Genomic DNA, 26,593 nt, shown 5'->3' with positions numbered 1-26,593 from the left:
GGCCTTACCCGCTCACCGGGGTCCTCCCGGCTCGGACGGGGCCGGGAGCCGGGGGGAGGCCGGAAGGACGGGGCAGGTCGTTCCACCCCAGCGTAGATCCACGCGGGTTACGGACGGGGGACGTGTGCATGTCCGCCATGGGCCGCGGTACCGCACGGCCGCCGCCGGTCAGGACGTCAGCCAGGCCCGCAGCCGCTCCTCGCCGACGAGGATCTTCGCCGTCTCGACACGTTCGTCCCGCTTGTGCGCCAAGTGCGGATTGCCCGGGCCGTAGTTGACGGCCGGGACGCCGAGTGCGCTGAAACGGGAGACGTCCGTCCAGCCGTACTTGGGCTGGGGCGTGCCGCCGACCGCCTCGATGAACGCGGCAGCCGCCGGGTGGGAGAGGCCGGGGAGCGCGCCACCGCTGTGGTCGGTCACGACGAACTCCGCCACCCCGCAGTCCGCGAACACCTCGCGGACATGCGCGATCGCCTCCTCCTCGCTCCGGTCCGGCGCATAGCGGAAGTTGACCGTGACCACGCACTCGTCCGGGATGACGTTCCCGGCGACGCCGCCCGAGATGCCCACCGCGTTCAGGCCCTCGCGGTACTCCAGGCCGTCGATCACCGGGTAGCGCGGCTCGTACGCGGCCAGCCGGGCCAGGATCGGGGCCGCCGAGTGGATCGCGTTGGAGCCCATCCATCCGCGCGCCGAGTGCGCGCGTTCGCCCTTGGTCTTCAGCTGGACCCGCAGCGTGCCCTGGCAGCCGCCCTCGACCTGGCCGTCGGAGGGCTCCAGCAGCACCGCGAAGTCGCCCTCCAGCCACTCGGGATGGGCCTCGGACACATGCTTCAGACCGTTCAGATGTGCCTCGACCTCCTCGTTGTCGTAGAAGACGAAGGTGAGGTCCCGGTTGGGCTCGGGGACGGTCGCCGCGATGCGGAGCTGGACCGCGACGCCCGCCTTCATGTCGCAGGTGCCGCAGCCCCACAGCACACCGTTGTCGTCCAGGCGGGAGGGGACGTTGTCGGCGATGGGGACCGTGTCGATGTGGCCCGCCAGGACGACACGCTCCGGGCGCCCCAGACGCGTCCGGGCCACCACGTTGTTGCCGTACCGGTCGACCGTCAGATGCGGAAGGGAGCGCAGTGCCGTCTCGATGGCGTCCGCCAGGGGCTTCTCGGTTCCGCTCACGGAGGGGAAGTCGACGAGCCGCGCGGTGAGCTGCGCGGCGTCCAGCGTGAGGTCAAGCGGGGTATCGGCCATGGGCCCGACCCTAGCGCGCCCGGCCGCGCGCGCCCGCGACCCCGGTTGTCCACAGCCCCGGGCAACGCCCTTGAACGCCTCCAGTACCTTGTACGCGTGCCTGAGCCGTCCCCCAAACCCAAGCGCCGTGGCCGCCTTCTCCGTTTCGGGGCGGCCCTCGTCGTCCTGCTCTCCGTCGCGGGCTATCTCGCCGTCCAGTACCTCACGGGCCCGCCGGCGCCGAGTTGCCGCGTGGTCTCCGGCAAGGGTGACGGGGCGTCGTACGAGTTCACCCCCGAGCAGGCGGTCAACGCGGCGACGATCTCCGCAGTGGGCACCACACGCGGCCTGCCCGAGCGCGCGGTGACCATCGCGCTCGCGACCGCGCTTCAGGAGTCGGGCCTGCGCAACGTCGAGCACGGCGACCGGGATTCGCTCGGCCTGTTCCAGCAGCGCCCGTCGCAGGGCTGGGGCACCGAGAAGCAGATCATGGACCCGACGTACGCCGCGACGATGTTCTACGACCACCTGGCCAAGGTGCCGGACTACACCCGGCTGCCGCTGACCGTCGCCGCGCAGCGCGTGCAGCGCAGCGGCTATCCGGAGGCGTACGCCAAGCACGAGCCGGACGCCACGCTGCTCGCCGCCGCCCTGACCGGGCGGTCGCCGGCCACGCTGACCTGTCAGGGGCGCCCGGCCCCGACGAGCACCGGCGGCGCCGACGCGGTACGGGCCGCACTGGTACGGGACTTCGGGCGCGATGTGCTCCAGACGGCCGGGGCGGTGGTGAGCACCCGGACCTCGCCCCCGTCCCCGTCCCCCACGGCCACGGCCACCGCCACGGCGAAGCCGGGCTCCGACGCGCTGACGATCCCGGTGCCCCGGAAGTCCACCGCCTCGGGCACCGCCCGGCAGCGCGGCTGGGAGCTGGCGCACTGGGCGGTGGCCAACTCCTCGGCGCTGCACATCGCGCACGTCTCCTTCGCGGGCCGGGAGTGGTCGCGCGACGGCTTCGCGAACGAGTGGCGTACGACGACCGGCGGCTCGGACGCCCAGGACTCGGCCGGCCAAGTCCGGATCGTCACCGGGGAGTAGACCGGCCGACCGTACGAATCCTCACCCCTCCGGGTCATACGCGGCGCGCCTCGTCGACGGGGCGCGCCGCTGTTCACTTTGCCATCGCCGACGGTGCCGAATTCCTTGGGAACACAGGGCTGTAAGGATTCGGCGGACTTCCGGCCCAATTGCCGTTTGCCCGATTTCCTCCCCACCCGATAATGCGACGCATTGCCAACTCTTTACACCTGGGCACCGCAACCTTCGGGGGTTTCGAGCGGTAGTCACTGCGTCCGAGCCCGGAACGATCAACTTCCGGGCGCGGTCGGACACTTCACCGTTCCCTCCCGTCTAAGGAGCATCATGTCCCTCCCCCTGACCCGCCGGATCGCCCGTGCCGCGCTGCTCATCGCAGCGGGAGCGGCGCCCGTGGTCGGTGCGGCCGGCTCCGCCAGCGCGGCGACGGCCGGCCTGCCGGCCACCCCCGACCTCGCCGGGCTGACCGCCCTGGACCACGCGCAGGTCGGCCCCACCCTCGACGGTGCGACGCAGAAGGTCGACGGCGCGGCCCAGAAGGTGACCGGGCTCGCGGGTGACGCCGGCGGCCAGGCGGTCAAGACCGGCGGCCAGGCGGTCAGGAAGGCGGTGCCGACGGCGGCCGGGACCGTGGGGACGGCCGGCAAGAAGGCCACGCCGCTCGCACAGAAGGTCGCCGGGGACGCGGCCGGCCAGGCCGGCGGGCTGCTCGGCGAGACCGCCAGGAGCGGTCTGCCGGGGCAGCAGCTTCCGGTCCAGGGGCTGCCGCTGCACGGCTGAGCCTCGGCCTCGCACGCCGGAGGGGTCCAGGGAGCTGCTCCCTGGACCCCTCCGTGCATGCTCAGTGGCCGCGTGGCGCTCACGCCAGCCGCTGCACCGCCGCCTGGATCCGTTCGTCCGTCGCCGTCAGGGCCACGCGCACGAACTTCTCGCCCGCGGGGCCGTAGAAGTCGCCCGGTGCGACGAGGATGCCCAGGCCGGCCAGGTGGGAGACGGTCTCCCAGCACGCCTCGTCCCGGGTCGCCCACAGATACAGGCTCGCCTCGCTGTGCTCGATCCGGAACCCGTGCCCGAGAAGGGCCTCGCGCAGGGCCGTGCGCCGCGCCGCGTAGCGCTCGCGCTGCTCACGGACGTGGGTGTCGTCGCCGAGCGCCGCCACGACCGCCGCCTGCGTCGGCGCCGACGTCATCATGCCGCCGTGCTTGCGGATCTCCAGGAGCGGGCCCAGAACCGCCGGGTCACCCGCGAGGAAGGCCGCCCGGTAGCCCGCCAGGTTCGACCGCTTCGACAGCGAGTGGACGGCGACGATGCCCTCGTACGAGCCGCCGCACACGTCCGGGTGGAGCACCGAGACCGGGTCGGCCTCCCAGCCCAGCTCCAGATAGCACTCGTCGGAGAAGACCAGGACGCCGTGTTCCCGCGCCCAGGTGACGATCCGGGTCAGCTCCTCCTTGCCCAGCACCCTGCCCGTGGGGTTGGAGGGGGAGTTGAGCCACAGGAGCTTCAGGTTCGCCGGGTCCAGCTCGGTCGGGTCGTCGTAGACCACGTGATCCGCGCGGGCCAGGCGGGCACCGACCTCGTAGGTCGGGTAGGCCAGGCGCGGGTAGGCCACCGTGTCGCCGGGGCCGAGGCCGAGCTGGGTCGGGAGCCAGGCGACCAGTTCCTTGGAACCGACGATGGGCAGGACGTGCCGGTGGGTCACATCGCGGGCGCCGAGTCGGCGCTCCACCCAGCCCGTGATCGCGTCCCGCAGTTCGGGCGTGCCCCACACCGTCGGATAGCCCGGGGAGTCCGCCGCCGCGACGAGCGCTTTCTGGATCAGCTCGGGGACCGGGTCGACGGGGGTGCCCACGGACAGGTCGACGATCCCTCCCGGGTGCGCGGCGGCCGTTTTCTTGTACGGCTCGAGCTTGTCCCAGGGGAAGACCGGAAGGCGGTCGCGCAGCGACTCCTTCGAAGGGTGGTGGCCGGCGACGGGAGGGGGGTCGGTGACTGCGGACAACGGGATCGGCTCACTTTCTGGACGACGGGCGCCCTGCTACGAGCGTAGGGGCACCAAACGCCGCGGTCCCGTGCGGCGCCGGTGAGCGCCGTACGGGACCGGGACGGCACGTTGTGCTGTCGCTTACTGGTTCATCGGGGGCAGCGCCGCGATGAAGGGGTGGTCGCGCTCGATCAGCCCCAGCTTGCTGGCGCCACCGGGCGAGCCGAGCTCGTCGAAGAACTCGACGTTCGCCTTGTAGTAGTCCTTCCACTCCTCGGGAGTGTCATCCTCGTAGAAGATGGCCTCGACCGGGCAGACCGGCTCGCAGGCTCCGCAGTCGACGCATTCGTCCGGGTGGATGTACAAGGACCGCTGGCCCTCGTAGATGCAGTCGACCGGGCACTCCTCGATGCACGCCTTGTCCTTGACGTCGACACAAGGCTCTGCGATGACGTAGGTCACGCTGTCGTTCCTCCTCGGTAGGGCGCTGGCGGGCCTCCGCAGGCTCCGCCGCCTGGCGCGCGGGAGCGCGGCGTCGTCGATGCCCGCCCCTAGTATCTCCGTTCCCGGGCATGATCCGAACAGGAGGGGTGAACTGACCTGTGGAAATCTCTGCGGGCGGACGGCTGAAGGTCCGAATCACCGCTGCTGACGTGGGAAAACGCGTCTCAGTACGGCGGTGGAGGGAACATGCCGCCGAGGGTGAGAGGTTCACCGACACGGTCGGAGTTCTCACATCATGGGACAACGGTGTGCTACTGATCACACGACGTGACGGCGAGCGGGTCAGCATCGAGGAATCCTCGCTGGTCGCGGGCAAGGTGGTGCCCGCCCCTCACCCGGCCACCGCCCCTCATGGAGGCGCTTCGCGCCACGCGACGACCGCACCCGCCCGTCGGCGAGGTCCCGCGGCGTCCTGGGAGGAGCTGGCGCGGATCTCCGCCCGCGCCTGGCAGCCGGTGGAGCGGGAGCGGCTCGGGGAGTGGGAGCTGCGCGCCGCGGCCGGGTTCACGCGGCGCGCCAACTCGGTGCTGCCGCTCGGCGACCCCGGCCTCCCGCTGGACGAGGCGCTGGCGGCCGTACGGCGCTGGTACGCCGCCCGTGGTCTGCCCGCCTACGCACAGCTCGCGACCGGGGCCGGGGAGGACGCCCAGGAGCCGCTCCGCGCGGAGCTGGAGGCGCGCGGCTGGACCCGGGAGGTGACCGCCGAGCTGTGGACCGGCGCGCTGGCGCCGGTCGCGGACCGGGAGACCTCCGGGGTCGAGCTGTCCCGCACGGCCGACGAGGCGTGGCTCGCCCGCTACCGGCGCAAGGGGCTGGGCAAGGTGGCCCTGAAGGTGCTCGGCGGCGGGCCCTCGGTGTGGTTCGCGACGGTCCCGGGCAAGCGGGGCGCTCCTCCGGCGGCCATCGGGCGGTGTGTGGTGGACGGCCGTTGGGCCGGTTTCGCGGCGGTCGAGGTCGATCCGGAGCAGCGCCGCCGGGGCCTGGCCACGGCCGTGATGGCCGCGCTGGCCCGGCAGGCCCTCGACGAGGGCGCCTCGGCGGCCTGGCTCCAGGTGGAGACCGACAATGCGCAGGCGCGGGCGCTGTACGCACGGCTGGGCTTCGCGGCGCATCATGCGTATCACCACTACCGGGAGCCGGAGGGCTCCCGTGAACCGGGCGCGGGCGGCCCGTCGGGCGCCGGGACCGGACCGGTGGCATGAGAGGTTTCGAGGCTGCCATGCATGGCCCCTATCCCCCGGAGCCGGAGCGGGCCGCCGAGGTGCGACGGCGGTTCGGCGAGGAGGCGCGTGCCGCGCGGCCCGACCTCGCGGCCCTGTGTCTGCTGGTGGGCGCGGCGGCCGACGGGACGGTGGACGAGGCCGGGCTGGACGCGGCGCAGATCGAGTTGGACCGGCTCGCCGGGCTGCTGCCGTTCGCGCCGGGCGGGCCCCGGTCCTGGGCCCTGGCGCTGGCCGACGTCCTCGGCTGGCGCTGCGGGTTCCGCGGCTCGGCCGGTGACTACGAGCGGCTGGAGTCCTCGCTGCTGCACGAGGTGCTGCGACGGCGGCGGGGGCTGCCCATCCTGCTGTCGGTGGTGTGGATGGAGGTGGCCCGCAGGGCCGGGGCGCCGGTCTACGGGGTCGCGCTGCCGGGGCACTTCGTCGTGGGGTTCGGGCCGCAGGAGGACCGGGTGCTGGCCGATCCCTTCGACGGGGGGCGGCTGCTGAGCGTGGCCGACGCCGAGCTGCTGGTGGCCGGAGCGACCGGGGGGCCGCTGGATCCCTCGATGCTGACCCCCGCGGATCCGCTCGACGTCGTGCTGCGGGTGCTGAACAACATCCGCGCCTGGGCCGCCTCCCGGCCGGAGCGGACCGATGTCGCGCTGTGGGCGGTCGAGCTGTCCCTGCTGCTGCCGTCGCATCCGGCGCGGCTGCGCTACGAGCGGGCCCAGCTCCTCGTCCAGCGCGGGGACTTTCTGCGGGGTGCCGCGGAGCTGGACGCGTACGCCGATGTCGTGGCCGGCGTGGACGAGACGACCGCCGAGCGGGTGCGGGGGCAGGCGCGGGCGGCGCGGGCCCTGCTCAACTGAGCGAAGCGCCCGCTAGAGCCAGCCCTTCTCGCGGGCGATCCGGACGGCCTCCGCCCTGTTGCGAACCGCCAGCTTCTGTATCGCCGTGGAGAGGTAGTTGCGGACCGTGCCCTGGGACAGGTGCAGGGCCGCGGCGAGTTCCGCGTTGGTCGAGCCGTCGGCCGCCGCGCGCAGGACCTCGCGCTCGCGGTCGGTGAGCGGGTTGGCGCCGTCGGCCAGGGCGGCCGCCGCCAGTGTGGGGTCGATGACACGCTCCCCGGCGAGCACCTTGCGCACCGCCTCGGCGAGTTGGGCCGCGGGGGCGTCCTTCACCAGGAAGGCGTCGGCGCCCGCCTCCATCGCGGACCGCAGATAGCCGGGGCGCCCGAAGGTGGTCAGGACGACCACCTTGAGGTCCGGAAGCTCCCGCCGCAGGACGGCCGCCGCCTCGATCCCGGTGGCGCCGGGCATCTCGATGTCCAGCAGCGCCACGTCCACGTCGTGGGCGCGGGCCGCCGCCGGCACCTCGTCGCCGCGGGCGACCTGGACGACGACCTCCATGTCCTCCTCCAGGCCGAGCAGGGCGGCCAGCGCCTCGCGGACCATGGACTGGTCCTCGGCGAGCAGGACCTTGATCGTGCGGCTCATGCCCGGGATCCTACGTCCGCGGCGGTGCCCGCGGGCACCCGTGCCACCAGCCGGAACCCGCGCTTCTCCCAGCCCGCGTGAAGCGTCCCGCCGACCTTGTCCAGCCGCTCGGTCAGGCCCGTCAGACCGTTGCCCGGGCCCTTGCCGGCGCCGCCCGAGCCGTCGTCCTCGACGGAGAGTTCCAGCACCGGGCCGTCCAGCGTCTGCCGCCGGAGCACCTCCACCGTGCAGCGCGAGGCGCCGCTGTGCCGGACGACGTTGGTGACGGCCTCGCGCAGCGTCCAGGCCAGGGCGGACTCGCTCTCCTCGGGGACGCCGGTGAGGTCGGCCTCCGCGGGGATGTCCGCGCTGACCGCGGCCGCCGCGAGCGCGACCTGGGCGCCGGCGAGTTCGGCGGCGAGGCGGGGGCGGCGGTAGCCGGTGACCGCCTCGCGCACATCGACGAGGGCCTGACGGCTCACCTGCTCGATGTCGGCGACCTGCTGGGCCGCCTTGTCGGGGTGGTCGGGCAGCATACGGCCGGCCAGCTCGCTCTTGAGGGTGATCAGCGAGAGGGAATGGCCGAGCAGGTCGTGCAGATCGCGGGCCAGCCGCAGCCGCTCCTCGTTGGCCGCGAGCTGGGCGACGGTGGCCCGGGCCTTGCGCAACTCGACGGTCGTGCGGATCAGTTGGACGACGCCGGTCATCGCGAAGCCGATGAGCAGCACCAGGATCACCAGGTCCTGGGCGTCCCGCTCGCCGACGTGCCCTCCGACGAGGAGCATCACCCCGGCCGTCCCCGGGATCGCCCAGTAGGCCGCTCTCAGCGGGAGGGTCGCCCCGCAGGCCACGGAGACATAGCAGTAGAGGCCGAGCCAGGAGGGACCGAGCGTGAAGCACAGCAGGGTCGCGAGCAGAGCGAGGGAGACGACCAGGGCGACCACGAGCCGGCGGGGCAGCGGGGTGCCCATGTTCCGGAAGACGAGCGTCAGATAGACCCCGACGAAGACCGCCAGGCCCAGCCAGCCGCCCACGGTGCCCGCGGTGGTGTGGTGCCCGGCGGCCAGGTCGCGGACCGGCGCGCTGAGGAAGACGAGCCAGACGACGATCCACAGCAACTTCCGCAGGAGCAGATCACGCCCGGTGCGGGGCGGCTGTCCCAAGGGGATCACCCGCTCCGCACAGACGGTCTGCGTCCCCGGTTCCTCGGTCGTCGTGCTCACGCCTTCAGCGTGTCCTTCCGGTACAGCCAGGCCGCGCCGCCCGCGAACAGCAGGAAGAAGGCGACGAGGATGGCGATGTCCTTGGTGTGCGGGGCCTGGCTCTGTTCGATGGCCTGCCCCAGTGCAGCGTACGCGTGGGTGGGCAGCCACTCGGCGATGTCCTGCAACCAGGTGGGGAAGACCGCGGACGGCCACCACAGGCCGCCGAGGATGGACAGGCCGAAGTAGGTGATCATGGTGATCGGGCGGACCGCGTCCCCGGTGGCGACATAGCCGATGGCCACGCCGAGCGCGGCGAAGACCAGGCTGCCGGCCCAGATCGCGCCGGTCAGGGCGAACCACTGCCAGGCGTCGAGGCGGACGTGCTTGAGGGCGGCGGCCACCAGGAAGACGACGACGATGGACGGCAGGCTGACGACGGCGGCGCCGGCGGTCTTGGCCAGCACGTACCCGCGTCCCGGCAGGGTGGTCAGCCTGAGCTGCCGCACCCAGCCGCTCTCGCGCTCCTTGGCGATGCGCTCGCTGTTGCCCATGAGCACGGCCGTCAGGGCGCCGAAGGAGGCCATGGACACCATCATGTACGTCGCCACGGTCAGCCCGCTGCCGGGGATCTTGCTGTCGGGGCCGCCGGAGGTGCTCGAGATGAGCAGGAACAGGGCCGCGGGGTAGATCACCGAGAAGAAGAGGAACTTGCGGTTGCGCAGCGCGCGGGTGAGTTCCAGCTTGATCAGGGAGTTCACGACTGCCTGGCCTCCTCGGCCTCGGTGATGGCGACGAACGCCTGCTCGAGTCCGAGCCCGGCGACTTCGAGGTTGCGGGGGTAGACGCCGAGGCCGTACAGGGCGTGGACGGTCGCGTCGGCGTCGGTGGACTGCATACGGACGGTCTGTCCGGAGCCGTTCGTGGACATGGTGAGCGAGGTCAGGAACGGCAGCGCGCGCAGCGATGCCTCCTCGGCCGGGTCCTGGAGGTCGAAGGAGATCCGGCGGGCACCGGCCTTCGCCTTGATCTCGGCGGCGGTGCCGTCGGCGAGGAGCCGTCCGCGGTGCAGCACGAGCACCCGGTCCGCTATCGCGTCGGCCTCTTCCAGGTAGTGCGTGGCGAACAGGACCGCACGGCCCTGGTCGGCCTGCTCGCGCATGGTGGCCCAGAAGGCCTGCCGGGCGGAGACGTCCATGCCGGTGGTCGGCTCGTCCAGCACGATCAGGTCGTTGGCCCCGGCGGTGGCGAGGGCGAAGCGGACGCGCTGGGCCTGGCCACCGGAGAGCTTGTTGACCTTGCGGTCGGCGATCTGCGCGATGCCCGCGCGGGCGAGCACGTCGGTGACCTTGTACGGCTTCGGGTGCAGCGCGCAGGCGAGCTTGACCAGCTCGGCGACCGTGACCTCGTCCATCAGCCCGCCGCTCTGGAGCATGGCCCCCACCCGCCCGGCCACGATGGCCTCACGGGGGCTGGTCCCGAACACCCGCACCGAGCCGCTGTCCGGGTGCTTGAGCCCGAGGAGCAGGTCCAGGGTGGTGGACTTGCCCGCGCCGTTCGGCCCGAGCAGGGCCACCGTCTCCCCCGGGTGCAGCCGGAGGGTCAGGCCGTCCACGGCCCGGACCTCGCCGTAGGCCTTGGTCACCTGGTCGAACCCGACCACCGCTTCGGTGGCCGCCACTGTCGTCGTCATGCGTTCATCGTGGCGGTGCGGGGCTGTCGCCGGGCAGTGCCAGGTGTCGTCAGTCCGGCATGACAGATGTCATGCCCGGCAGGGTGACGCAGGGGGGCACCCGGTCTGAACCGGGCGCCCCCCTCTCCCCAGGCCTTCTGCGGCTGCCGTGTGGCCGCCGGTCAGCTCGGGTTGGTGTCGATCGTCGCGACGCGCGCCGCCGTGGTCCTGCCGAGCAGCGCCGGCCGCAGTGCGCTGATCACGTCCTCCACGGTGACCGGCGTCCTCTTGCCGGTGCCCCGCGTGATGAGGACGCCGTCGAAGGCGTGGCCGTAGAGGTTGCGGAGCGCCACCTTGTCGTACGACTCGACGAGCTTGCCGTTGATGGCCTTCACCCCGAGGAACTTCCACAGCGAGTTCTGGGGGCTGAACGCCACGGCATGGGCCGCGTCCGCGCGCACCATCACGTTGGCGGACATCGCGGGCTCGGCGAACGCCTTCATCATGCGGTCGACCTCGGCGTTGGGGACCGTGGGCTGCCGGGTGGTCGTGGGCACCCGCACGGGCGTGCTGGTGTCGGTCTCCACCTGGGTGCGGTAGGCCTCCTCGACGGCCCGGGTCGAACCGGCCACGTCGACGCCCTTGCCCGCCTTGCCGTACACCGCGACGGCCTTGCCGGACTCGAACTTGATCGTGCCCTCGGTCATCGAGCCGGCGCCGCCCGCGACCTGCTCGAGGGCGGCCTGGAGCTTCTCCTCGTCGACGGGCATCACAGGTTCGACGACGCGCTGCTGCCCGAAGAGCGAGCCGATCACCGACACCGGGTTGTAGTCGCTGCCCGCGGCGGCGGCGACGGTGGCCTTGCTGTCGAGCTGGAGGCCGGCCTGGTCGGGCCTGAGGGCGACCGTCTTGCCGTCGACCGACAACTGCAACGGCTTGTTCGTACGGCTGCCCAGCGCGGCATCCAGCTTCTGGGTCGCCTCGTCGCGGGTGCCGCCGCCGATGTCGACGCCGAGCACGGTGGTGCCCTTGGGCACGTCGGAGTGGTTCATCAACAACCCGGCGCCGTAGGCGACACCGGCGATGACGACCAGACCACCGGCCAGCAGGGCCAGCTTGCTGCGGCCCTTTTTCCTCGCCGGCTTCGCCGCGGCGGTGTTCTGCGTCTTGGGCGGGTCCGGCAGCTTCGGGGGCCGGTGCGACACCGATCCGTCGGAGGGGGTGGTCCCGTCGAACGCACCGATCTGGGCACCCGGCGGAACCACCGGGATACCGCTGGTGAGGGTGTGTCCGGAGATGTTGTCGCCGGGGCCGCCGAAGCCCGGGTGGCCCGGTTCCGGAGCCTGCTTCTGCGGGGTGAGGATCGCGGTGTCGTCGCTGAGCCCGCCACCGGGACCGCCCTGGCCCGCCGCGGCTCCGGGGACGCCGGGGCCGAACGGACCGCCGTGGGCGCCCGGCATGCCGGTCGCCGGCAGGCCCGGGCCGCCGGGTCCGGGGAGGCCGGGACCACCGGGGCCGGAGCCGCCGGGACCACCGGGACCGGAGCCGCCGGGCGTCGGGCCGGTGACGACCGGCGGGATGACCGGTCCGTCGCCCGTGACCGGGCCGCCGGTCGGGCCCGAGGGACCGGAGCGGCCCGGCTCGGAGAAGTACGGCAGATCGTCGCGGCGGGGCTCGCCGAAGGCGTCGGGATCGATGACCGGGAACGAGGCCGTGCTGGCCGCCACCGCGTCCGACACGTCGAAGGAGCCGGTGCCGCCGCCGTGTCCCGGCGCGATGGGGCCCGCACCGGTGGCACCCGGGAGCCCCTTCCCGTTCGTCGCGCCGGGGCGCGCACCGAACGCGCCCGCGCCTCGCGCGGCGCCTCCGGGCCGCGCACCGGGAGCACCCGGCGTACGGGAGGCATCAGGTCGCGCACCCCCGTTGCCGTGCGCGCCGGGAGCAGTCGGCGCCCCCGAGGCGCCGTTCGCGCCCAGGCCGGTACTCGCGCCGGGCGCACTGGGCGGGCCCTGTATGCCGGAGACCCCTGACAGACCCGCGCCGTTGGTCGCGCCGCCGCCCTGCGGGCCGGTGGCCGCCGAGGGCTTGCGGGGCGCGAACCAGTCGCTTGCCGCCTTCTCCTCGGCCGGGGCGGGGGTCTCCGCGGGGCTCTCCAAGGTGGAGAGCGCGCTGACGGTACCCGTGGTCTCGGCGTCGTAGCCGACGTCGCCCACGGTGTCGGCGGACTCGGCGTCCGCGACGGGCTTGCGCACGACGACCGGCGGAATCGGCCGCGACCCGGGGATGTTGATCCGGATCCGGGTCGTCAGCGTGGTCTCGGTCTTGCGTTCCTCCGGCTGCGTGGCCGGGCGGCTCGCGTCCGCGCCGTCCGAGGAAGCCATGGGGGTCCCGTACGGCGGCGTCCCCGACGGGTACGCGGATCCGCCGCGTCCGTTGGGTCCGGCGGACGAACTGTCAGTTTCACGACTCAAGGCAGGTTCTCCCGGTTGGCTCCACCGCCTGTTTCGACCTCAACAGGTGGCCCCCTGCTCGAACGAAGCCGACAGCGCGCGGGAGGCTCGGCGGCGCGCACCACCATACTGGCCGCTCGGGGCTCGCAAACCGCGCCCATGAGGGAAACCCGCACGGGACCCTTACGGACGCGCCCGGTTTTTCCGGGGGACATCCCGTGACCCGGGGGGCGAAGTGGTACGTCACTTGCCAAGTCGGGCGTCGGAGCCGCCCGTTTGGCGCCCCGGGCTGAGAGTGGCGCAGATCACAGCAAGGGCCATTCCACCGATCAGGAAGAGATACGAGCCGGTGCCCGCACCGAACAGGAAGTCCCCTTCCGGACGGCTGGCGGTGAGCAGGACCACGGCGATCATCCAGCCGACGGCGGGCGCGATGGCCCCCGCCCTGGTCTCCGTGGCCAGTCCGCCCCCGACGAACAGCCCGGCCGCGGCGGCGAGTGCGAGCAGCAGTCCGCCGGGGAACAGGCCGCCCTGGACGAGCGCGCCCGCCACCCCGGTGGCCGCGCCGAGCACGAAGAGGCCGAGACAGGCGGCGACCCGCCTGGCCGAGGGCAGAGTGAGCGGCTGTGCGAGCGCACTCTGCTGCTTGCCCGTGGGTGTCATGGGGCCACTCCTTCGAACAGATCCGTCTCACGGTCGCCGCCCCGCTCGCCGTGCGCCAACTCGTAGTACTCGGTGGTGAACAGCGGCTGCGCGAGCGCGTTGGAGAGCGCGAACCAGGGTTCCACCACCTCGATCTGGGTGGCGTGTGCACGCATCGCCGCGGCCTTCGCGGCAGCGAAGGCGGTGCCGTCGATCTCCGTGGTGACCATCGGGTCGTCGACCACGCCGGGGAGGTCGCCGACGGCCGCCGCCCGGGCGAAGGACGTCGTGCCGAGCGCCTCGCCGAGCCGGGCGAAGGCGGACTCGGCGACCGAGCGCGGCATCCGGTTCCAGTAGACCTTGGGGATGTCCCAGGGCGCGCCGAGGTCCGGCCGGAAGGCGGTGTCGGCGGCCAGTTCGGCGGCGCGCACCGCCACGCGGTGGGCCTGGATGTGGTCGGGGTGGCCGTAGCCGCCGTTCGGGTCGTAGGTGAGAAGGACCTGGGGACGGACCTCCCGGACGACCGCCACCAGATGGCCGGCCGCCTCGTCGAGGTCGGCGGACCAGAAGGCGCCCGGGCGGTGGTTCTGCGGTGCGCCCATCATCCCGGAGTCGCGGTAGCGGCCCGGGCCGCCGAGGAAGCGGTGGTCGGTGACGCCCAGCTCCTTCATGGCGGCGGCCAGTTCACCGGCCCGGTACGGCCCCAGGGCGTCGTCGCGGTCCGGCGCGAGGTGCGCCAGCTCGGGCGGGATGACCTCGCCCTCCTCGCCGAGGGTGCAGGTCACCAGCGTCACGCGGGCGCCCTCGGCCGCGTACCGGGCCATGGTCGCGCCGTTGTTGATGGACTCGTCGTCGGGGTGCGCGTGCACCAGGAGCAGACGCCGGTCCGGCAGATCCGTCATGGCACCACCCTACGAGAGCCCCGGCCCGGCACCCCGGCACCTCGGCACCCCGGCAGCCCGGCAGCCCGGCACCCCGGCAGCTCCCGGCCGCCCGGGCTCAGGCCTCGGGCTCGTCCCGGTAGCGCGGCAGGCCCTCGGTCGGGATCGTCCAGTCGCCGATGGTGACGTCCTCCCCGTAGACGAAGTCCTTGCGGGTGGCGTAGCGGGGACCGTCCGTGGTGGAGTGCATGTCGGAGAGGACGGCGCCGGTGCCGGTTCGGGGATCGAAGACCGCGTAGACGGGGATGCCCATCAGGGGGTAGTCGCGCATCTTGGTGACCCAGTCGTTGTCCGGGTTGGAGCGGGAGATGACCTCCACGGCGGCGGCGACCGACCGGGGGTCGAAGGAACCCTCTCCCTCCATCTCCGCCTCGGCGATCACCATCACATCCGGGCGGCGCATGATGCCTCGGGTTCGTCCTCCACGTCGGGCTCACCCGTGTGCGCCACGATCTCGTCCGGCATCACCTTTTCCAGGCGCTTCCGGACGCGCAGCACGGTGAGCTCGTGCGGCTTCATGGGCGACAGCATGTCGAGGACGATCCCTTCCTCGGTGATCTCGAACTTGCCGGGGAGGTTGTCGTCCGCGGACTGAACGAAATCCCGCATGGCCCGGTACAGGTGGGAGGCGCCCTGCCGCGCGTTCTCCGGGGCGATGGTCATGGCGCTCGCTCCTCGTCGTCTGTGCCCAGGGGCAAGGATCGTCGCCTTCATGCCAGGCGGCCTCCGGGAGATCGGTTCCGCAGTCACGGCAGCGGCCGGGTCCGGGTGCGCGGAAGGCGCGGTCGCAGCCGTCACAGGTCTGGAGCGGGTGCCGTACGGGCGGCGGGCCCGCCGGTGTGCGGAAGGGAGGTGGGGGTGGCAGCCGGGCGGTGAGGCGGTGGGCCGGGAGGGCTGCCGGGCGCCGCAGTCCTTCGGGGGGCAGGTCGTCGGTCAGCGCGTGCCGTACGGCATCGGGGCCGGCGTCCCGCTCCAGCCAGGCCGCGCGACGCCGGGGGCCAGATGGGCCGTGTCACAGGCCGACAGCAGCAGGCGGGGGTCGTGGCGGCGCAGGCTCGCGAGGAGGTCGGCCGCGGCCTGGAGCAGGGCGGGTGCGGGATGGGCGGGGCCCGGTACGGCGGGGAGCGGCTTGCGGGGTGTGTGCTTCTTCGGGGCCGCCGGCCTGGCGGGCGCGGCGCAGCCGGGCTCGTCCACGGCGCGCGGGGCCGACGGCCGGTTGCAGGAGATCGTGCGGGTGACGATACGGCCGCCGGGGACGCGTTCGCGGACGCGACGGAGGTAACCGTGGGCCTCCAGCTCGCGCAGGGCGGCGGCGATACGGGCCGCTCCCTCGGGGAAGCGCGCGGCGAGGCTCTTGATGTCGACGCGGGCGCCGTTCGGCAGCGACTGGAGGTGGACGCCGAGCCCGATCGCGAGGAGCGACAACTGCGCGTGCTGGGCGAGGTGGTTGCCGATCACCGTGAAGCGGCTGGTGTGCCGGGTGTTGTCGTGCACGAGTCCGCCGGAGTGGGGGCGCCGGTTCGGGGGCGCGTTGCCGGCAATCCGGGACTGGGCGTGCGGGGGCACGCTAGGGTGCGGGGTATCCATCGGGAAGCCTTCTCTTCCTCGGTGGTCAGGCCCTCGCACTGGGATTGCCGTCCCGGCGGGGGCCGTCGCATGTCTGTGGTTGTGTCGCGCTGAGCGTAGGACAGCCAACGGCCCCCGAATCCAGCCGAGTCGGTGATGTTCACCCACGCGGGTGATCGCGGCCCGCGGGCGGGAGGGGTGGGGCTTGGCCGGGTTCTTTCATCCCTTGGTTCCTTGGGAGAGAGCGCCCCTGCCACCGGAGCCCGCGCGACCGGGTTCCGGTGCGAAGTCGAGTTCCGCCCAGACTGTTTTACGGGGGCGCGGTCCGGGGGCCACACCCCAGCGGTCGGCCAGCGCCTCGACGAGAACGAGACCCCGGCCGGAGTCGGCGTCGGCGGCCGGCTGACGGGCGCTCGGAAGGCGGTCACCGCGCGTGTCGGTGACCTCGATCCGGAGGGTGCCGCCGGCGACGTAGAGCATGAGCCGGAAGTCTCGCCCGGGGACGCGTCCGTGCGTCGCCGCGTTGGCGGCCAGCTCGGCGACGATGTGCTCCGCCCGGTCCGTGGGCAGTCCCCAGCTCCGGAGCTGTTCGGTGGCGAGCAGCCGGGCCAGGCGGGCACCACGGGGGGTCGGCGACAGCCGGACATCGAAGTTCGGGACGAACGGGCCGAGTCGGGCTTCCGGGGAGGCAGTTCCTTGATTCACGTCACTCAGCGTGGCGACGTCCGCCTACCGTGAACAGTGACGATGCCCATGCGTACGGTGACTGTCCGGACGTTGTCCGGGCGTGTCCGGCCGGTCCGGAGCGGTCGTACGCGTTGAGGGCGTGGAGGCACGACGGCACGACGGAGGGGTGCGGCGATGCGCGTGGACGGTGAAGCGGTCCGACTCAAGAGCGAGGCGGACGAGCCGGGTTGGGAGGTGGACCCGGATGATGACTGGGGAGTGGCGGTCGTCGCGACCGTGGGGCGGCAGCTGAAGCTGCGACGGGAGGCCGTCGGCATGAGGGCCGCCGAGTTCGGGGTGGCGGTCGGGTACGGCGAGGACATGGTCTACAAGATCGAGAGCGGCAGGCGCATCCCCCGCCCCGAGTACCTGGACAAGGCGGACGAGGTGCTGAGGGCGGGTGGGTTGCTCGCCGCGATGAAGGAGGACGTGAGGAGGGTCCGGTACCCGAAGAAGGTGCGGGACCTGGCGCAGATGGAGGCGAAGGCGGTCGAGCTTCAGCTCTACGATCCGCTGAACATCCACGGGCTGCTGCAGACGCCGGAGTACGCACGCGCGCTGCTCCTGATGCGGCGTCCCGCATACAGTGAGGCGGAGGTGGAGCAGTTCATCGCCGCGCGCGTGGCCCGCAAGGCCGTCTTCGAACGAGGCCCGGCGCCTGAGATCAGCTTCGTCCAGGAGGAGTGGACGCTGCGACGCCCACTCGGCGGGAAGGCGGTGCTGCGTCGCCAGCTGGAGCATCTCCTAGAGGCAGCCCAGTTCCGTAATGTCGAGCTTCAGGTGATGCCGATGGAGCGCGAGGAGCATGCCGGTGTGGACGGCGGGATCGAGGTGCTGAAGTTCGATGACGGCTCAGCGGTGGGACGTTCGCCCGTGGTGGCCAACGGCCGTCCGGTCTCCGACCCAAGGCAGCTCCGTATCCTGGAACTGCGCTATGGCATCATCCGGGCTCAGGCTCTCACCCCGCGTGAGTCAACAGCCTTCATCGAACAACTGCTGGGGGAATCATGATCCGAAACACCTCGACCGGGGGTGCCGCCGGCCTGGCGTGGTTCAAGAGCAGCTACAGCAGCGGCAGTGAAGGCGACTCCTGCGTCGAGATGGCTACCACCCTCGACACCGTCCACGTCCGCGACTCCAAGGACATCACCGGCCCGCGCCTGACCTTCTCCCCCGCCACCTGGTCCGCCTTCGTCCCCTACGTGTCCGCAGGCTGAGGAAAATATGATCTTCGGAACCTCTGCCGCAGGAGCCGCCGGCCTGGCGTGGTTCAAGAGCAGCTACAGCAGCAGCAGCGAAGGCGACTCCTGCGTCGAAATCGCCACCAGCACCGGCACGGTGCACGTCCGCGACTCCAAGAACCCCGACGGCCCCCGCCTGGCCTTCACGCCTGCCACTTGGTCGGCCTTCGTCCCGTACGCCGGTGCGTAACCGGCAGCGGACGGCGGGCCCGGCCCGCCGTCCGCCACCCGTCAGAACTTGATGCTCCCGATCATCCCAGCGATGTTCGTCGTCAGGTCGTGGATCGTCGGAGCGACGGTCGACGAGGCGAGGTAGAACCCGAGAAGCATGCACACGATGGCGTGCCCGGCCTTCAAACCCGACTTCCTGATCAGCAGGACGACGATGATCGCCAGCAGCACCACCGCCGAAATCGAGAGTGCCACGGCGGCTCACCTCCAAAGATCCACAGGGACGCGGGGGGTCGGGCTATGGGGGCAATGTATCCATGTGGACCCATCAGGGGCAGATAAATCCACATGGATGCCAGCGGGTTCATACCCACTATGCGCTAGTGATCATAACTATCCGTACGTGCGCATCGGTCGGCGCACGGCCGCACAAGGGGGCGCATGGCCAATATGGTCGGGGCATGACGACCGAGCCTGTTTCCTTCCCCCGACGGCACGCGCGGACCCAGCGGTTCACGCTCGGCGCGCCCCGCGCGTTCACCGTCGCGCCCGACGGTTCCCGTGTCGCGTTTCTGCGGTCCGCCTCGGGCACGGACCGCGCACACCAGTTGTGGGTCCTCGATCTGTCCGACGGCACCGAGCGCCTGGCGGCCGACCCCGGCGCACTGCTCGGGGGCGCCGACGAACAGTTGCCGCCCGAGGAGCGCGCCCGCCGGGAACGCAGCCGCGAGGGCGGCGCCGGCATCGTCGGCTACGCCGCCGACACGGCCCTGGAGCTGGCGTCTTTCGCCTTGTCAGGGCGGCTTTTCACGGCGGAGCTGCGGGCGGGCACGGCGCGTGAACTCCCCGTACCCGGCCCGGTGATCGACCCCCGCCCGGCCCCCGACGGACGGCACATCGCCTACGTCGCCCAGGGCGCCCTGCGCGTGGTCGGAGCCGAGGGCGAGCACGACCGGGCGCTCGCCGAGCCGGAGTCGGAGGGGGTGACCTACGGGCTGGCCGAGTTCATCGCGGCCGAGGAGATGAGCCGTGCGCGGGGCTTCTGGTGGTCGCCGGACTCCGACCGGCTGCTGGTGGCGAGGGTGGACGACACGCCGGTGCGCCGCTGGTGGATCTCCGATCCCGCGCATCCCGATCGGGAACCGCAGCGGGTGGCGTATCCGGCGGCGGGCACCGACAACGCGGACGTCCGCCTGTTCGTTCTCGGCCTCGACGGGGTGCGCACCGAGGTCTCCTGGGACCGGTCGGGCTACCCGTATCTGGCGCGAGTGCACTGGTCGGCGGCGGGTGCGCCACTGATCCTCGTGCAGTCCCGTGACCAGCGCGGCCAGTTGTTCCTGGCCGTGGACCCGGACTCCGGGGCGACCCGGATGGTGCACGCCGAGGAAGATCCACATTGGCTGGAACTTTTCGCTGGGGTGCCGTGCTGGAGCCCCTCCGGTCAGCTCGTGAGGATCGCCGACGAGGGCGGCGCGCGGGTGCTCGCGGTGGGTGAACGGCCGCTGACCGGGGCGCAGTTGCATCTGCGGGCGGTGCTGGATGTGTCGGACGACGATGTGCTGGTGGCGGCCTCGGCCGGCGAGGCGGCCACCGATCCGGAAATCGGCGAGATCCATGTGTACCGGGTGAACGAACTGGGCGTGGAGCGTGTGTCGCAGGAGCCCGGTGTGCACTCGGCGGTACGCGCCGGGGGCGTGACCGTCCTCGTCTCGTCGGTTCCCGACCGCCCGGGCGCCCAGGTACAGGTGCTGCGGGATGGCAAGCGCATCGCGACCGTGGCATCTCATGCCGAACATCCGGGTTTGTCCCCGCGCGTGACGCTCACTCAGGGGGGCGCACGGCGAATCCCATGCGCTGTGCTTATGCCTAGGGACTACTCCGGTGACACCTCGCTTCCCGTCCTCCTGGACCCCTACGGCGGACCGCACGGGCAGCGCGTGGTGGCCGCCCACAATCCGCATCTGACCTCGCAGTGGTTCGCCGACCAGGGCTTCGCGGTGGTCGTCGCGGACGGCCGGGGAACCCCGGGCCGCTCCCCCGCCTGGGAGAAGGCGGTCAAGGACGACCTCGCGGACGTCGTGCTCCAGGACCAGGTCGACGCGCTGCACGCCCTGGCCGGCGAATTCCCGCTCGACCTGTCCCGGGTCGCGATCCGCGGCTGGTCCTTCGGCGGCTATCTCGCGGCCCTCGCGGTGCTGCGCCGCCCGGATGTGTTCCACGCGGCGGTGGTCGGCGCCCCGGTGACCGATCTGCGGCTGTACGACACCCACTACCAGGAACGCTATCTGGGACACCCAGGCGAGCAGCCCGAGGTCTACCGCCGCAACTCGCTGATCGACGACGCGGGCCTGGTCGACGCCGCCGAGCCGGCCCGCCCGATGATGGTCATCCACGGCCTGGCGGACGACAACGTGGTGGTCGCCCACTCGCTGCGGCTGTCCTCCGCCCTGCTGGCGGCGGGCCGCGCACACGAGGTGCTGCCGCTGTCCGGGGTGACCCATATGACCCCCCAGGAAACGGTCGCGGAGAACCTGCTGCTGCTCCAACGGGACTTTCTCCGGAAGGCCCTGCGTCTGAGCTGAGCCGGGAGCGGCGCCGGTTCCGACGCCAGGAGACGCCAAGAGACGCGGAGAGACGCGAGGAGACGCGAGGAGACGGGGAGAGGCGCGGAGAACCACAACGGGCCGGGATGACATGAGGCATCCCGGCCCGTCTACGGCACCCGCACGGCCGTACGCTGTTCACTCTCCTGCGTCCGTATATCGGAACCGCGTCGGTCGAGTTGCCTGCGTGTTAACGAACTTCCGCCACGTTTATGTGTTTATGCGGGTTCCTCGTGTGTCTCCTCCCCGGGTACCGGAGGCTTCATGGAGGACTGGTTCCGCGCCGCCTCCTCCGGCGGCACCACCCGCTTCTCCTCCGCGAAATGGCAGGCCGAGTCGTGTGCGGCCGGTCCGCCCGTCGCGCGGAACCGCGCGGGAACCGCAAGCGGCGGCACCTCCAGCGCGCACCGCTCCCGGGCCTTCCAGCAGCGGGTGCGGAAGCGGCAGCCGGAGGGAATGTTCGTCGGGGAGGGCACATCGCCGCTGAGGATGATCCGCTCCCGGCGCTCCCGTGCCTCCGGGTCGGGCACCGGCACGGCGGACAGCAGGGCCTGGGTGTAGGGGTGCGTGGGATGGTCGTAGATCTCGGCGTCCCTTCCGGTCTCCACGATCCGTCCGAGATACATCACCGCGATCCGGTCGGAGATGTGCCGGACCACCGACAGGTCGTGGGCGATGAACACATACGACAGACCGAACTCGCCCTGGAGCCGCGCCAGCAGATTGACCACCTGCGCCTGGACGGAGACATCGAGCGCGGAGACCGGCTCATCGGCGACGACGATCTCCGGGCGCAGCGCCAGCGCCCGCGCGATGCCGATGCGCTGGCGCTGGCCACCGGAGAACTGGTGCGGATAGCGGTTGACGTACTCGGGGTTGAGCCCCACCACGTCCAGCAGCTCCTGCACACGCCGGCGCCGGTCTCCCCTGGGCGCGGCCTCGGGATGGATCTCGTACGGCTCCCCGACGATGTCGCCCACGGTCATCCTGGGGTTGAGGGAGGTGTACGGGTCCTGGAAGACCATCTGGATATTGCGCCGCACCGCCTTCAGGGCGCGCCCGGACAGCCGGGTGATGTCCTCGCCCTTGTACCGGATCGCCCCCGAGGTCGGCCGCTCCAGGGTGACCAGCATCCTGGCGAGCGTGGACTTGCCGCAGCCGGACTCGCCGACGATGCCGAGGGTCTCGCCCCGGCCCAGGGTGAAGTCGACGCCGTCGACCGCCCGGACCGCGCCGATCTGCTTCTTGAAGAGGATCCCCCGGGTGAGCGGATAGTGCTTGACCAGCCCGCTCACCTCGAGGATCGGTTCAGGACCGGCCATGGAGGCACTCCCTCCAGAAGTGGCAGGCGCTCCTGCGGTCCGCCGAGACCTCGTGGAGGGGCGGCACATCGGTGACGCACACATCCCGCGCCAGGGGGCAGCGGGGGTGGAAGGCGCAGCCCGGCGGGATGGCCGTCAGGTTCGGCGGCAGGCCCTTGATCGCGTACAGCTCCCGGCCCTTGCGGTCGAGCCGTGGGATGGAGTCGAGCAGGCCCCTGGTGTAGGGATGGGCGGGCGCCTTGTAGAGGTCGTGCACGGGGGCGGACTCCACGATCCGGCCCGCGTACATGACCGCGATGCGGTCGGCGACGTCCGCGACCACGCCGAGGTCGTGGGTGATGAGAACGAGACCCATGCGGTACTCGCGCTGCAAGTCCGCGAGCAGATCCATCACCTGGGCCTGGACGGTGACGTCCAGGGCGGTGGTGGGCTCGTCGGCGATGATCAGGGCCGGTTCCAGCGCCAGCGCCATGGCGATCATGATGCGCTGGCGCATACCGCCGGAGAACTGGTGCGGATAGTCGCGCACCCGCTGGGCGGCGCCCGGGATCCGCACCCTGTCCATGAGTTCGACGGCCCGGGCCCGGGCGTCCTTCCTCGACATCCCGCGGTGCACCACGAACATCTCGCCGAGCTGGTCGCCGACGGTGAGCACGGGGTTCAGCGCCGACAGCGCGTCCTGGAAGATCATGGCCATGCCGGCACCGCGGACCTTCCGGCGCTCCTCCTCCTTCAGGGTGAGCAGGTCCTGCCCCCGGAAGAGGACCTGGCCGCCGGCGATCCGGCCGGGCGGCACATCGAGGATTCCCATCACCGCCTGCGCGGTGACGGACTTCCCGGAGCCGGACTCGCCCAGCACCGCGAGGGTCTCCCCCGCCTCGACGGCGTAGCTGACGCCGTTCACGGCCCGGGCGACCCCGTCCCGGGTCCGGAACTCCACGTGCAGATCCCGCACTTCGAGCAGCATGACGACGGCTCACCTCAGCTTGGGGTCGAGGGCGTCGCGCACCGCGTCGCCGAGCATGATGAACGCGAGCACGGTGATCGCGAGGGCGCCGGAGGGCCACAGCAGTGCGTGCGGGGCGTTGCGGACGTACGGGGAGGCGGCGGAGATGTCGATCCCCCAGGACACGCTCGGCGGCCTCAGCCCCACCCCGAGATACGACAGGGTCGCCTCCAGTGCGATGTAGGTGCCGAGCGCGATGGTCGCCACGACGATCACCGGGGCGACGGCGTTGGGCGCGATGTGCCGCAGCAGGATGCGGGCGGGGGAGGCGCCGAGGGCGCGGGCGGCCTGGACGTAGTCGTTCTGACGGGCGGTGATGACCGAGCCGCGGGCGATCCGGGAGATCTGCGGCCAGCCGAGCAGCACCATGAACCCGACCACCGGCCAGACCGTGTTGCTGGTCACGACCGAGAGGAGGACCAGGCCGCCGAGCACGACCGGGATCGCGAAGAAGATGTCGGTGGTGCGGGACAGGATCGCGTCCCAGGCCCCGCCGAAGAACCCGGCGAGCCCGCCGAGGACCGAGCCGAGGAGCGCGACGCCGAGGGTGGCGCAGACACCGACCGTGACCGACGTACGGGCGCCGTGGACGGTCCGGGTGTACACATCGCAGCCCTGCCCGTCGAATCCGAAGGGGTGCCCGGGCTGGGAGCCCTCCTGAGCCTTGGACAGATCGCACAGGAGGGGGTCGCCGGGGGCGATCAGGGACGGCCAGAGCGAGATCAGGAACAGGAAGAGGATCACGAGCGCGGAGACCATGAAGACGGGGTTGCGGCGCAGATCGCACCAGGCGTCGGACCAGAGGCTGCGCGGCTTGCCGACAGGGCCCAGGCCCTTCGGTGCGCCGGGGGGCCGCTCCAGCGTGGTCGCCTCGCTCGCGGCGAGGTCCATGGCGCCGCCCATCCCGGTCCCCGCGACGGCGCCTTCGGGCTCGTACGGCTGCTGCTCAGGCATAGCGGATCCTCGGGTCGAGTACGGCGTACAGGAGGTCGACGAGCAGGTTGGCGGCCAGGAAGACCAGCACCAGCACGGTCACGAAGCCGACGACCGTCTGGGTGTTGTGCCGAAGGATCCCCTGGTAGAGCTGGTAGCCGACGCCGTGGATGTTGAAGATGCGCTCGGTGACGATGGCACCGCCCATGAGGGCGCCGATGTCGGTGCCGATGAACGTCACCACGGGGATGAGCGAGTTGCGCAGCAGATGCCGGATGATCACCCGGCGGCGCGGCAGCCCCTTGGCGACGGCCGTACGGACGTAGTCGGACCGCCGGTTCTCGGCGATGGAGGTCCGGGTCAGCCGGGTGACATAGGCGAGTGAGACGGAGGCGAGGACGAGACCGGGCACGATCAGCTCGTCGAGGGGGGCCAGGGGGGAGACGGACGGCCTGACCCAGCCCCACTGGACACCGAGCAGCAGTTGGAGCAGCAGACCGGTGACGAAGGTCGGCACCGAGATCACCACAAGGGTGAGCAGCAGCACCGAGGTGTCGACGGGCCGCCCGCGGCGCATGCCGGTGATCACACCGAGCGCGATCCCGATGACGATCTCGAAGAGGATCGCGACCACGGTCAGCCGGATGGTGACCGGGAAGGCCGTCCCCATCAGCTCGGTGACCGGCTGCCCGTTGAAGGCGGTGCCGAAGTCCCCGGTGAAGACATTGCCCATATAGGTCGCGTATTGCTGCCATACGGGCTTGTCGAGGCCGAAGTCCCGGCGCAGCTGGGCCGCCGTCGCGGGGTCGCACTGCCGCTCGCCGCACAGGCCCGCGACGGGGTCGCCCATCACGTTCACCATCAGGAAGATCAGCAGAGTGGCGCCGAGGAAGACCGGGATCATCTGGAGCAGACGCCGGATGACATACCGTCCCATGGGGCCTCCGGGGGTAGGGCGTGGCCGTGAGGCTCAGCCGACCTTGATCTCGTTGTAGACGGGGACGCTGAACGGGTTGAGCGCCACATGGGACAGGCGCTGCGCATAGCCGGCGCTGCCGTTCTGGTACCAGAGCGGGATGGCGGCCATGTTGTCCCGTACGACCTCCTCGGCCCTCTGGAACAACTTCACGGCCTGTGCCCGGTCCGCCTCCGCGTTCGCCTGGTCCACGAGCTTGTCGAAGTCCTTGTCGGACCACTTGCCGTCGTTGGAGGAGGCGCCCGTGTAGTAGAGCGGTTGCAGAAAGTTCTGGATCAGCGGGTAGTCCATCTGCCAGCCGGCCCGGAACGGACCCGCCATCTTGTGCCCGCCGATCTGGTTGCGGAAGTCGGCGAAGGTGCCGATCGGGTTGCCGACGCACGCCTTGTCGTTGCCGAGGGCGTTGTTGATCGAGTTGCACACGGCGTCGATCCACTCCCGGTGGGAGCCGGCGTCCGCGTTGTACGCGATCCTGACCTGGCCGCCGGGCAGTCCGCCCCCCTCCCGGACCAGCCTCTTCGCCTCGCCCGGGTCGTAGGTGCAGGCCCTGCCGCACAGCCCCGCCTGGAAACCGCCGTCGGTGCCGAGCACCGGCGAGGTCCAGTCGCCGGCCGGGGTGCGGGTGCCGTGGAAGATCGTGCGGGTGATCTGGGCGCGGTTGATCGCCATGGACAGGCCCGTGCGGACCTTCTCCGTCCCGGGCCTGTTCCACCGCGGGTCGTAGAACGGGAAGGCAACGGTCTGGATGATGCCGGCCGGGGTGTTGATGTACCGGCCCTCCAGGTCCGCCTTGACGTTCTTGAGCTGGGCGGCGGGCACGTCGTCGACGAGGTCGAGGTTGCCGGACAGCAGATCGGTGTAGGCGGTGTTGCCGTCGGTGTACACCTTCAGGTCCACCCCGTTGTTCCGCGCCGGGTCCGGGCCCGGGTAGCCGTCCCACTTCCGCAGGGACATCATGAATCCCCTGGCGTACGACTTGACCAGGTACGGACCGTTGCCGACGGGCTTCTTCAGCCAGTCCGCGTGGTGGTCGAAGAACGCCCGCGGCAGCGGGGCGAACGCCACGTAGCCGAGGGTGTCCGGGAAGGTCGAGAACTTCTGGCTGAGCCTGATGGTGAAGGTGCGGGGGCCGGTCGCCCTGAGGCCGGAGAGGGTGTCGGCGCTCTGGGTGCCGTGCTCCGGGTGGACCTTGTCGTAGCCGTCGATGTATCCGAAGAAGTACGCGTTCTTCTGATTGTTCCTGAGGCCGGCGCCGTAGTTCCAGGCGTCGACGAAGGACCTGGCGGTGACGGGCTCGCCGTTGCTGAACGTCCAGCCGTCCTTGACGGTGACGGTGAAGTTCTGCGAGTCGGAGGTCTCGATCTTCTCGGCGAGCATGTTCTCGGCCGCGCCGGTTCTCGGGTTGTAGCGCTTGAGCCCGCGGAAGAGCATGTCGAGGACCTTGCCGCCCTGCACCTCGTTGGTGTTGGCCGGCTCCAGCGGGTTCGGCGGGTCGCTCCAGGACGAGCTGAGCACCCCGGGGCCGCCCTCCTCCCCGCCTCCGCCGCAGGCTGCCGCCGAGAGCGCGGCCGCCACCGCGGCCGCCGCCCATCCGGCGTGCCTGGCTCCACGCATGGGTGTCTCCTCGGAGTGCGCCGTGCCTCCAGCGCCGGGGCGCT

At 71.7% G+C, this 26,593-nt stretch carries 25 protein-coding genes and 2 pseudogenes; 8 read left to right on the top strand and 19 right to left on the bottom strand.

Features of this window, described 5'->3' with window-relative positions; genetic code table 11:
- Positions 1 to 168: 168 nt before the first annotated feature.
- Positions 169 to 1,248, bottom strand: coding sequence for a succinyl-diaminopimelate desuccinylase (dapE, locus tag ACIP94_RS09030; RefSeq protein WP_402421639.1), 1,080 nt, complete (start codon positions 1,246 to 1,248; stop codon positions 169 to 171).
- A gap of 96 nt (positions 1,249 to 1,344) precedes the next feature.
- Between dapE and ACIP94_RS09025 the strand changes: the two genes are divergently transcribed.
- Complete coding sequence (locus ACIP94_RS09025) at positions 1,345 to 2,322, top strand: heavy metal transporter (RefSeq protein WP_402421637.1); 978 nt, start codon at positions 1,345 to 1,347, stop codon at positions 2,320 to 2,322.
- A 324-nt stretch (positions 2,323 to 2,646) separates the two neighbouring features.
- The gene (locus ACIP94_RS09020) at positions 2,647 to 3,099 is read left to right on the top strand and encodes an ATP-binding protein (RefSeq protein ID WP_402421634.1); all 453 of its coding nucleotides are present in this window, start codon (positions 2,647 to 2,649) and stop codon (positions 3,097 to 3,099) included.
- A 79-nt stretch (positions 3,100 to 3,178) separates the two neighbouring features.
- Here the strand turns inward: ACIP94_RS09020 and ACIP94_RS09015 are convergent, their stop codons facing one another.
- Both ACIP94_RS09015 and fdxA read right to left on the bottom strand, forming a co-directional pair.
- Positions 3,179 to 4,321, bottom strand: a complete 1,143-nt coding sequence (locus ACIP94_RS09015) for a bifunctional succinyldiaminopimelate transaminase/glutamate-prephenate aminotransferase (RefSeq protein ID WP_402421632.1) — start codon at positions 4,319 to 4,321, stop codon at positions 3,179 to 3,181.
- Between the two features lie 123 nt (positions 4,322 to 4,444).
- Entirely contained in the window at positions 4,445 to 4,765 is a 321-nt protein-coding gene (fdxA, locus tag ACIP94_RS09010) for a ferredoxin (RefSeq protein WP_043443616.1), read from the bottom strand.
- 140 nt (positions 4,766 to 4,905) lie between these two features.
- Between fdxA and ACIP94_RS09005 the strand changes: the two genes are divergently transcribed.
- Both ACIP94_RS09005 and ACIP94_RS09000 read left to right on the top strand, forming a co-directional pair.
- Positions 4,906 to 6,009, top strand: a complete 1,104-nt coding sequence (locus ACIP94_RS09005; protein WP_402421628.1) for a GNAT family N-acetyltransferase — start codon at positions 4,906 to 4,908, stop codon at positions 6,007 to 6,009.
- A 17-nt stretch (positions 6,010 to 6,026) separates the two neighbouring features.
- Positions 6,027 to 6,878 (top strand): tetratricopeptide repeat protein, encoded by an 852-nt coding sequence (locus ACIP94_RS09000; protein ID WP_402421764.1) that lies wholly within the window; start codon positions 6,027 to 6,029, stop codon positions 6,876 to 6,878.
- 12 nt (positions 6,879 to 6,890) lie between these two features.
- On the opposite strand, the gene ACIP94_RS08995 is transcribed toward ACIP94_RS09000, so the two are convergent.
- From ACIP94_RS08995 to ACIP94_RS08950, 10 genes and pseudogenes are all read right to left on the bottom strand, one after another.
- Entirely contained in the window at positions 6,891 to 7,505 is a 615-nt protein-coding gene (locus tag ACIP94_RS08995; RefSeq protein ID WP_402421625.1) for a response regulator transcription factor, read from the bottom strand.
- The gene (locus tag ACIP94_RS08990; RefSeq protein ID WP_402421622.1) at positions 7,502 to 8,707 is read right to left on the bottom strand and encodes a sensor histidine kinase; all 1,206 of its coding nucleotides are present in this window, start codon (positions 8,705 to 8,707) and stop codon (positions 7,502 to 7,504) included. Before ACIP94_RS08990 ends, ACIP94_RS08995 begins: the two co-directional genes overlap by 4 nt.
- A complete protein-coding gene (locus ACIP94_RS08985) occupies positions 8,704 to 9,447 on the bottom strand; it encodes an ABC transporter permease (protein ID WP_402421619.1) in 744 nt (247 codons plus the stop codon). Before ACIP94_RS08985 ends, ACIP94_RS08990 begins: the two co-directional genes overlap by 4 nt.
- Positions 9,444 to 10,379, bottom strand: a complete 936-nt coding sequence (locus ACIP94_RS08980; protein ID WP_402421616.1) for an ABC transporter ATP-binding protein — start codon at positions 10,377 to 10,379, stop codon at positions 9,444 to 9,446. The genes ACIP94_RS08985 and ACIP94_RS08980 overlap by 4 nt, the downstream gene beginning before the upstream one ends.
- Before the next feature lie 161 nt (positions 10,380 to 10,540).
- On the bottom strand, positions 10,541 to 12,829 hold the full coding sequence (locus ACIP94_RS08975) for a hypothetical protein (RefSeq protein ID WP_402421613.1): 2,289 nt from the start codon (positions 12,827 to 12,829) through the stop codon (positions 10,541 to 10,543).
- A 222-nt stretch (positions 12,830 to 13,051) separates the two neighbouring features.
- On the bottom strand, positions 13,052 to 13,471 hold the full coding sequence (locus tag ACIP94_RS08970; protein ID WP_402421610.1) for a DUF6113 family protein: 420 nt from the start codon (positions 13,469 to 13,471) through the stop codon (positions 13,052 to 13,054).
- The gene (mshB, locus tag ACIP94_RS08965) at positions 13,468 to 14,352 is read right to left on the bottom strand and encodes an N-acetyl-1-D-myo-inositol-2-amino-2-deoxy-alpha-D-glucopyranoside deacetylase (protein WP_402421607.1); all 885 of its coding nucleotides are present in this window, start codon (positions 14,350 to 14,352) and stop codon (positions 13,468 to 13,470) included. The genes ACIP94_RS08970 and mshB overlap by 4 nt, the downstream gene beginning before the upstream one ends.
- Before the next feature lie 97 nt (positions 14,353 to 14,449).
- A pseudogene (locus tag ACIP94_RS08960) lies at positions 14,450 to 15,054 on the bottom strand (Uma2 family endonuclease).
- Positions 15,055 to 15,109: 55 nt separating this feature from the next.
- Positions 15,110 to 15,978: pseudogene (locus ACIP94_RS08955) on the bottom strand (helix-turn-helix domain-containing protein); the annotation flags it as partial.
- A 198-nt stretch (positions 15,979 to 16,176) separates the two neighbouring features.
- Positions 16,177 to 16,662, bottom strand: coding sequence for an ATP-binding protein (locus ACIP94_RS08950; protein ID WP_402421604.1), 486 nt, complete (start codon positions 16,660 to 16,662; stop codon positions 16,177 to 16,179).
- A 156-nt stretch (positions 16,663 to 16,818) separates the two neighbouring features.
- Here ACIP94_RS08950 and ACIP94_RS08945 point away from each other — a divergent pair, with 156 nt between their 5' ends.
- From ACIP94_RS08945 to ACIP94_RS08935, 3 genes are read left to right on the top strand one after another with little or no spacing between them, the layout of a single operon-like run.
- Positions 16,819 to 17,694 carry a helix-turn-helix domain-containing protein gene (locus ACIP94_RS08945; protein WP_402421601.1) on the top strand — a complete coding sequence of 292 codons (876 nt, stop codon included), beginning with the start codon at positions 16,819 to 16,821 and terminating at the stop codon, positions 17,692 to 17,694.
- Positions 17,691 to 17,900: a DUF397 domain-containing protein gene (locus ACIP94_RS08940; protein ID WP_402421599.1), complete on the top strand. Its 210-nt coding sequence runs from the start codon at positions 17,691 to 17,693 to the stop codon at positions 17,898 to 17,900. Before ACIP94_RS08945 ends, ACIP94_RS08940 begins: the two co-directional genes overlap by 4 nt.
- A gap of 7 nt (positions 17,901 to 17,907) precedes the next feature.
- On the top strand, positions 17,908 to 18,114 hold the full coding sequence (locus ACIP94_RS08935; RefSeq protein ID WP_402421596.1) for a DUF397 domain-containing protein: 207 nt from the start codon (positions 17,908 to 17,910) through the stop codon (positions 18,112 to 18,114).
- 41 nt (positions 18,115 to 18,155) lie between these two features.
- Here ACIP94_RS08935 and ACIP94_RS08930 read toward each other — a convergent pair whose 3' ends face one another.
- On the bottom strand, positions 18,156 to 18,350 hold the full coding sequence (locus ACIP94_RS08930) for a hypothetical protein (protein ID WP_311693133.1): 195 nt from the start codon (positions 18,348 to 18,350) through the stop codon (positions 18,156 to 18,158).
- A 206-nt stretch (positions 18,351 to 18,556) separates the two neighbouring features.
- Between ACIP94_RS08930 and ACIP94_RS08925 the strand changes: the two genes are divergently transcribed.
- Positions 18,557 to 20,677, top strand: coding sequence for a prolyl oligopeptidase family serine peptidase (locus ACIP94_RS08925; RefSeq protein ID WP_402421592.1), 2,121 nt, complete (start codon positions 18,557 to 18,559; stop codon positions 20,675 to 20,677).
- Between the two features lie 239 nt (positions 20,678 to 20,916).
- On the opposite strand, the gene ACIP94_RS08920 is transcribed toward ACIP94_RS08925, so the two are convergent.
- The 5 genes from ACIP94_RS08920 to ACIP94_RS08900 are packed head-to-tail and all read right to left on the bottom strand — an operon-like array spanning position 20,917 to position 26,549.
- A complete protein-coding gene (locus tag ACIP94_RS08920; protein ID WP_402421589.1) occupies positions 20,917 to 22,020 on the bottom strand; it encodes an ABC transporter ATP-binding protein in 1,104 nt (367 codons plus the stop codon).
- Positions 22,007 to 22,987 carry an ABC transporter ATP-binding protein gene (locus ACIP94_RS08915; RefSeq protein WP_402421586.1) on the bottom strand — a complete coding sequence of 327 codons (981 nt, stop codon included), beginning with the start codon at positions 22,985 to 22,987 and terminating at the stop codon, positions 22,007 to 22,009. The genes ACIP94_RS08920 and ACIP94_RS08915 overlap by 14 nt, the downstream gene beginning before the upstream one ends.
- 9 nt (positions 22,988 to 22,996) lie before the next feature.
- Positions 22,997 to 23,980, bottom strand: a complete 984-nt coding sequence (locus ACIP94_RS08910; protein ID WP_402421583.1) for an ABC transporter permease — start codon at positions 23,978 to 23,980, stop codon at positions 22,997 to 22,999.
- Positions 23,973 to 24,896 carry an ABC transporter permease gene (locus ACIP94_RS08905; RefSeq protein ID WP_402421580.1) on the bottom strand — a complete coding sequence of 308 codons (924 nt, stop codon included), beginning with the start codon at positions 24,894 to 24,896 and terminating at the stop codon, positions 23,973 to 23,975. Before ACIP94_RS08905 ends, ACIP94_RS08910 begins: the two co-directional genes overlap by 8 nt.
- Positions 24,897 to 24,929: 33 nt before the next feature.
- Complete coding sequence (locus ACIP94_RS08900; protein ID WP_402421578.1) at positions 24,930 to 26,549, bottom strand: ABC transporter substrate-binding protein; 1,620 nt, start codon at positions 26,547 to 26,549, stop codon at positions 24,930 to 24,932.
- Positions 26,550 to 26,593: the final 44 nt, after the last annotated feature.

Source organism: Streptomyces sp. NPDC093261 (genome assembly GCF_044753645.1).
GTDB lineage: Bacteria > Actinomycetota > Actinomycetes > Streptomycetales > Streptomycetaceae > Streptomyces.
Note: the sequence above shows the minus strand (reverse complement) of the source record. Positions and strands in the feature narration are given on the sequence as shown.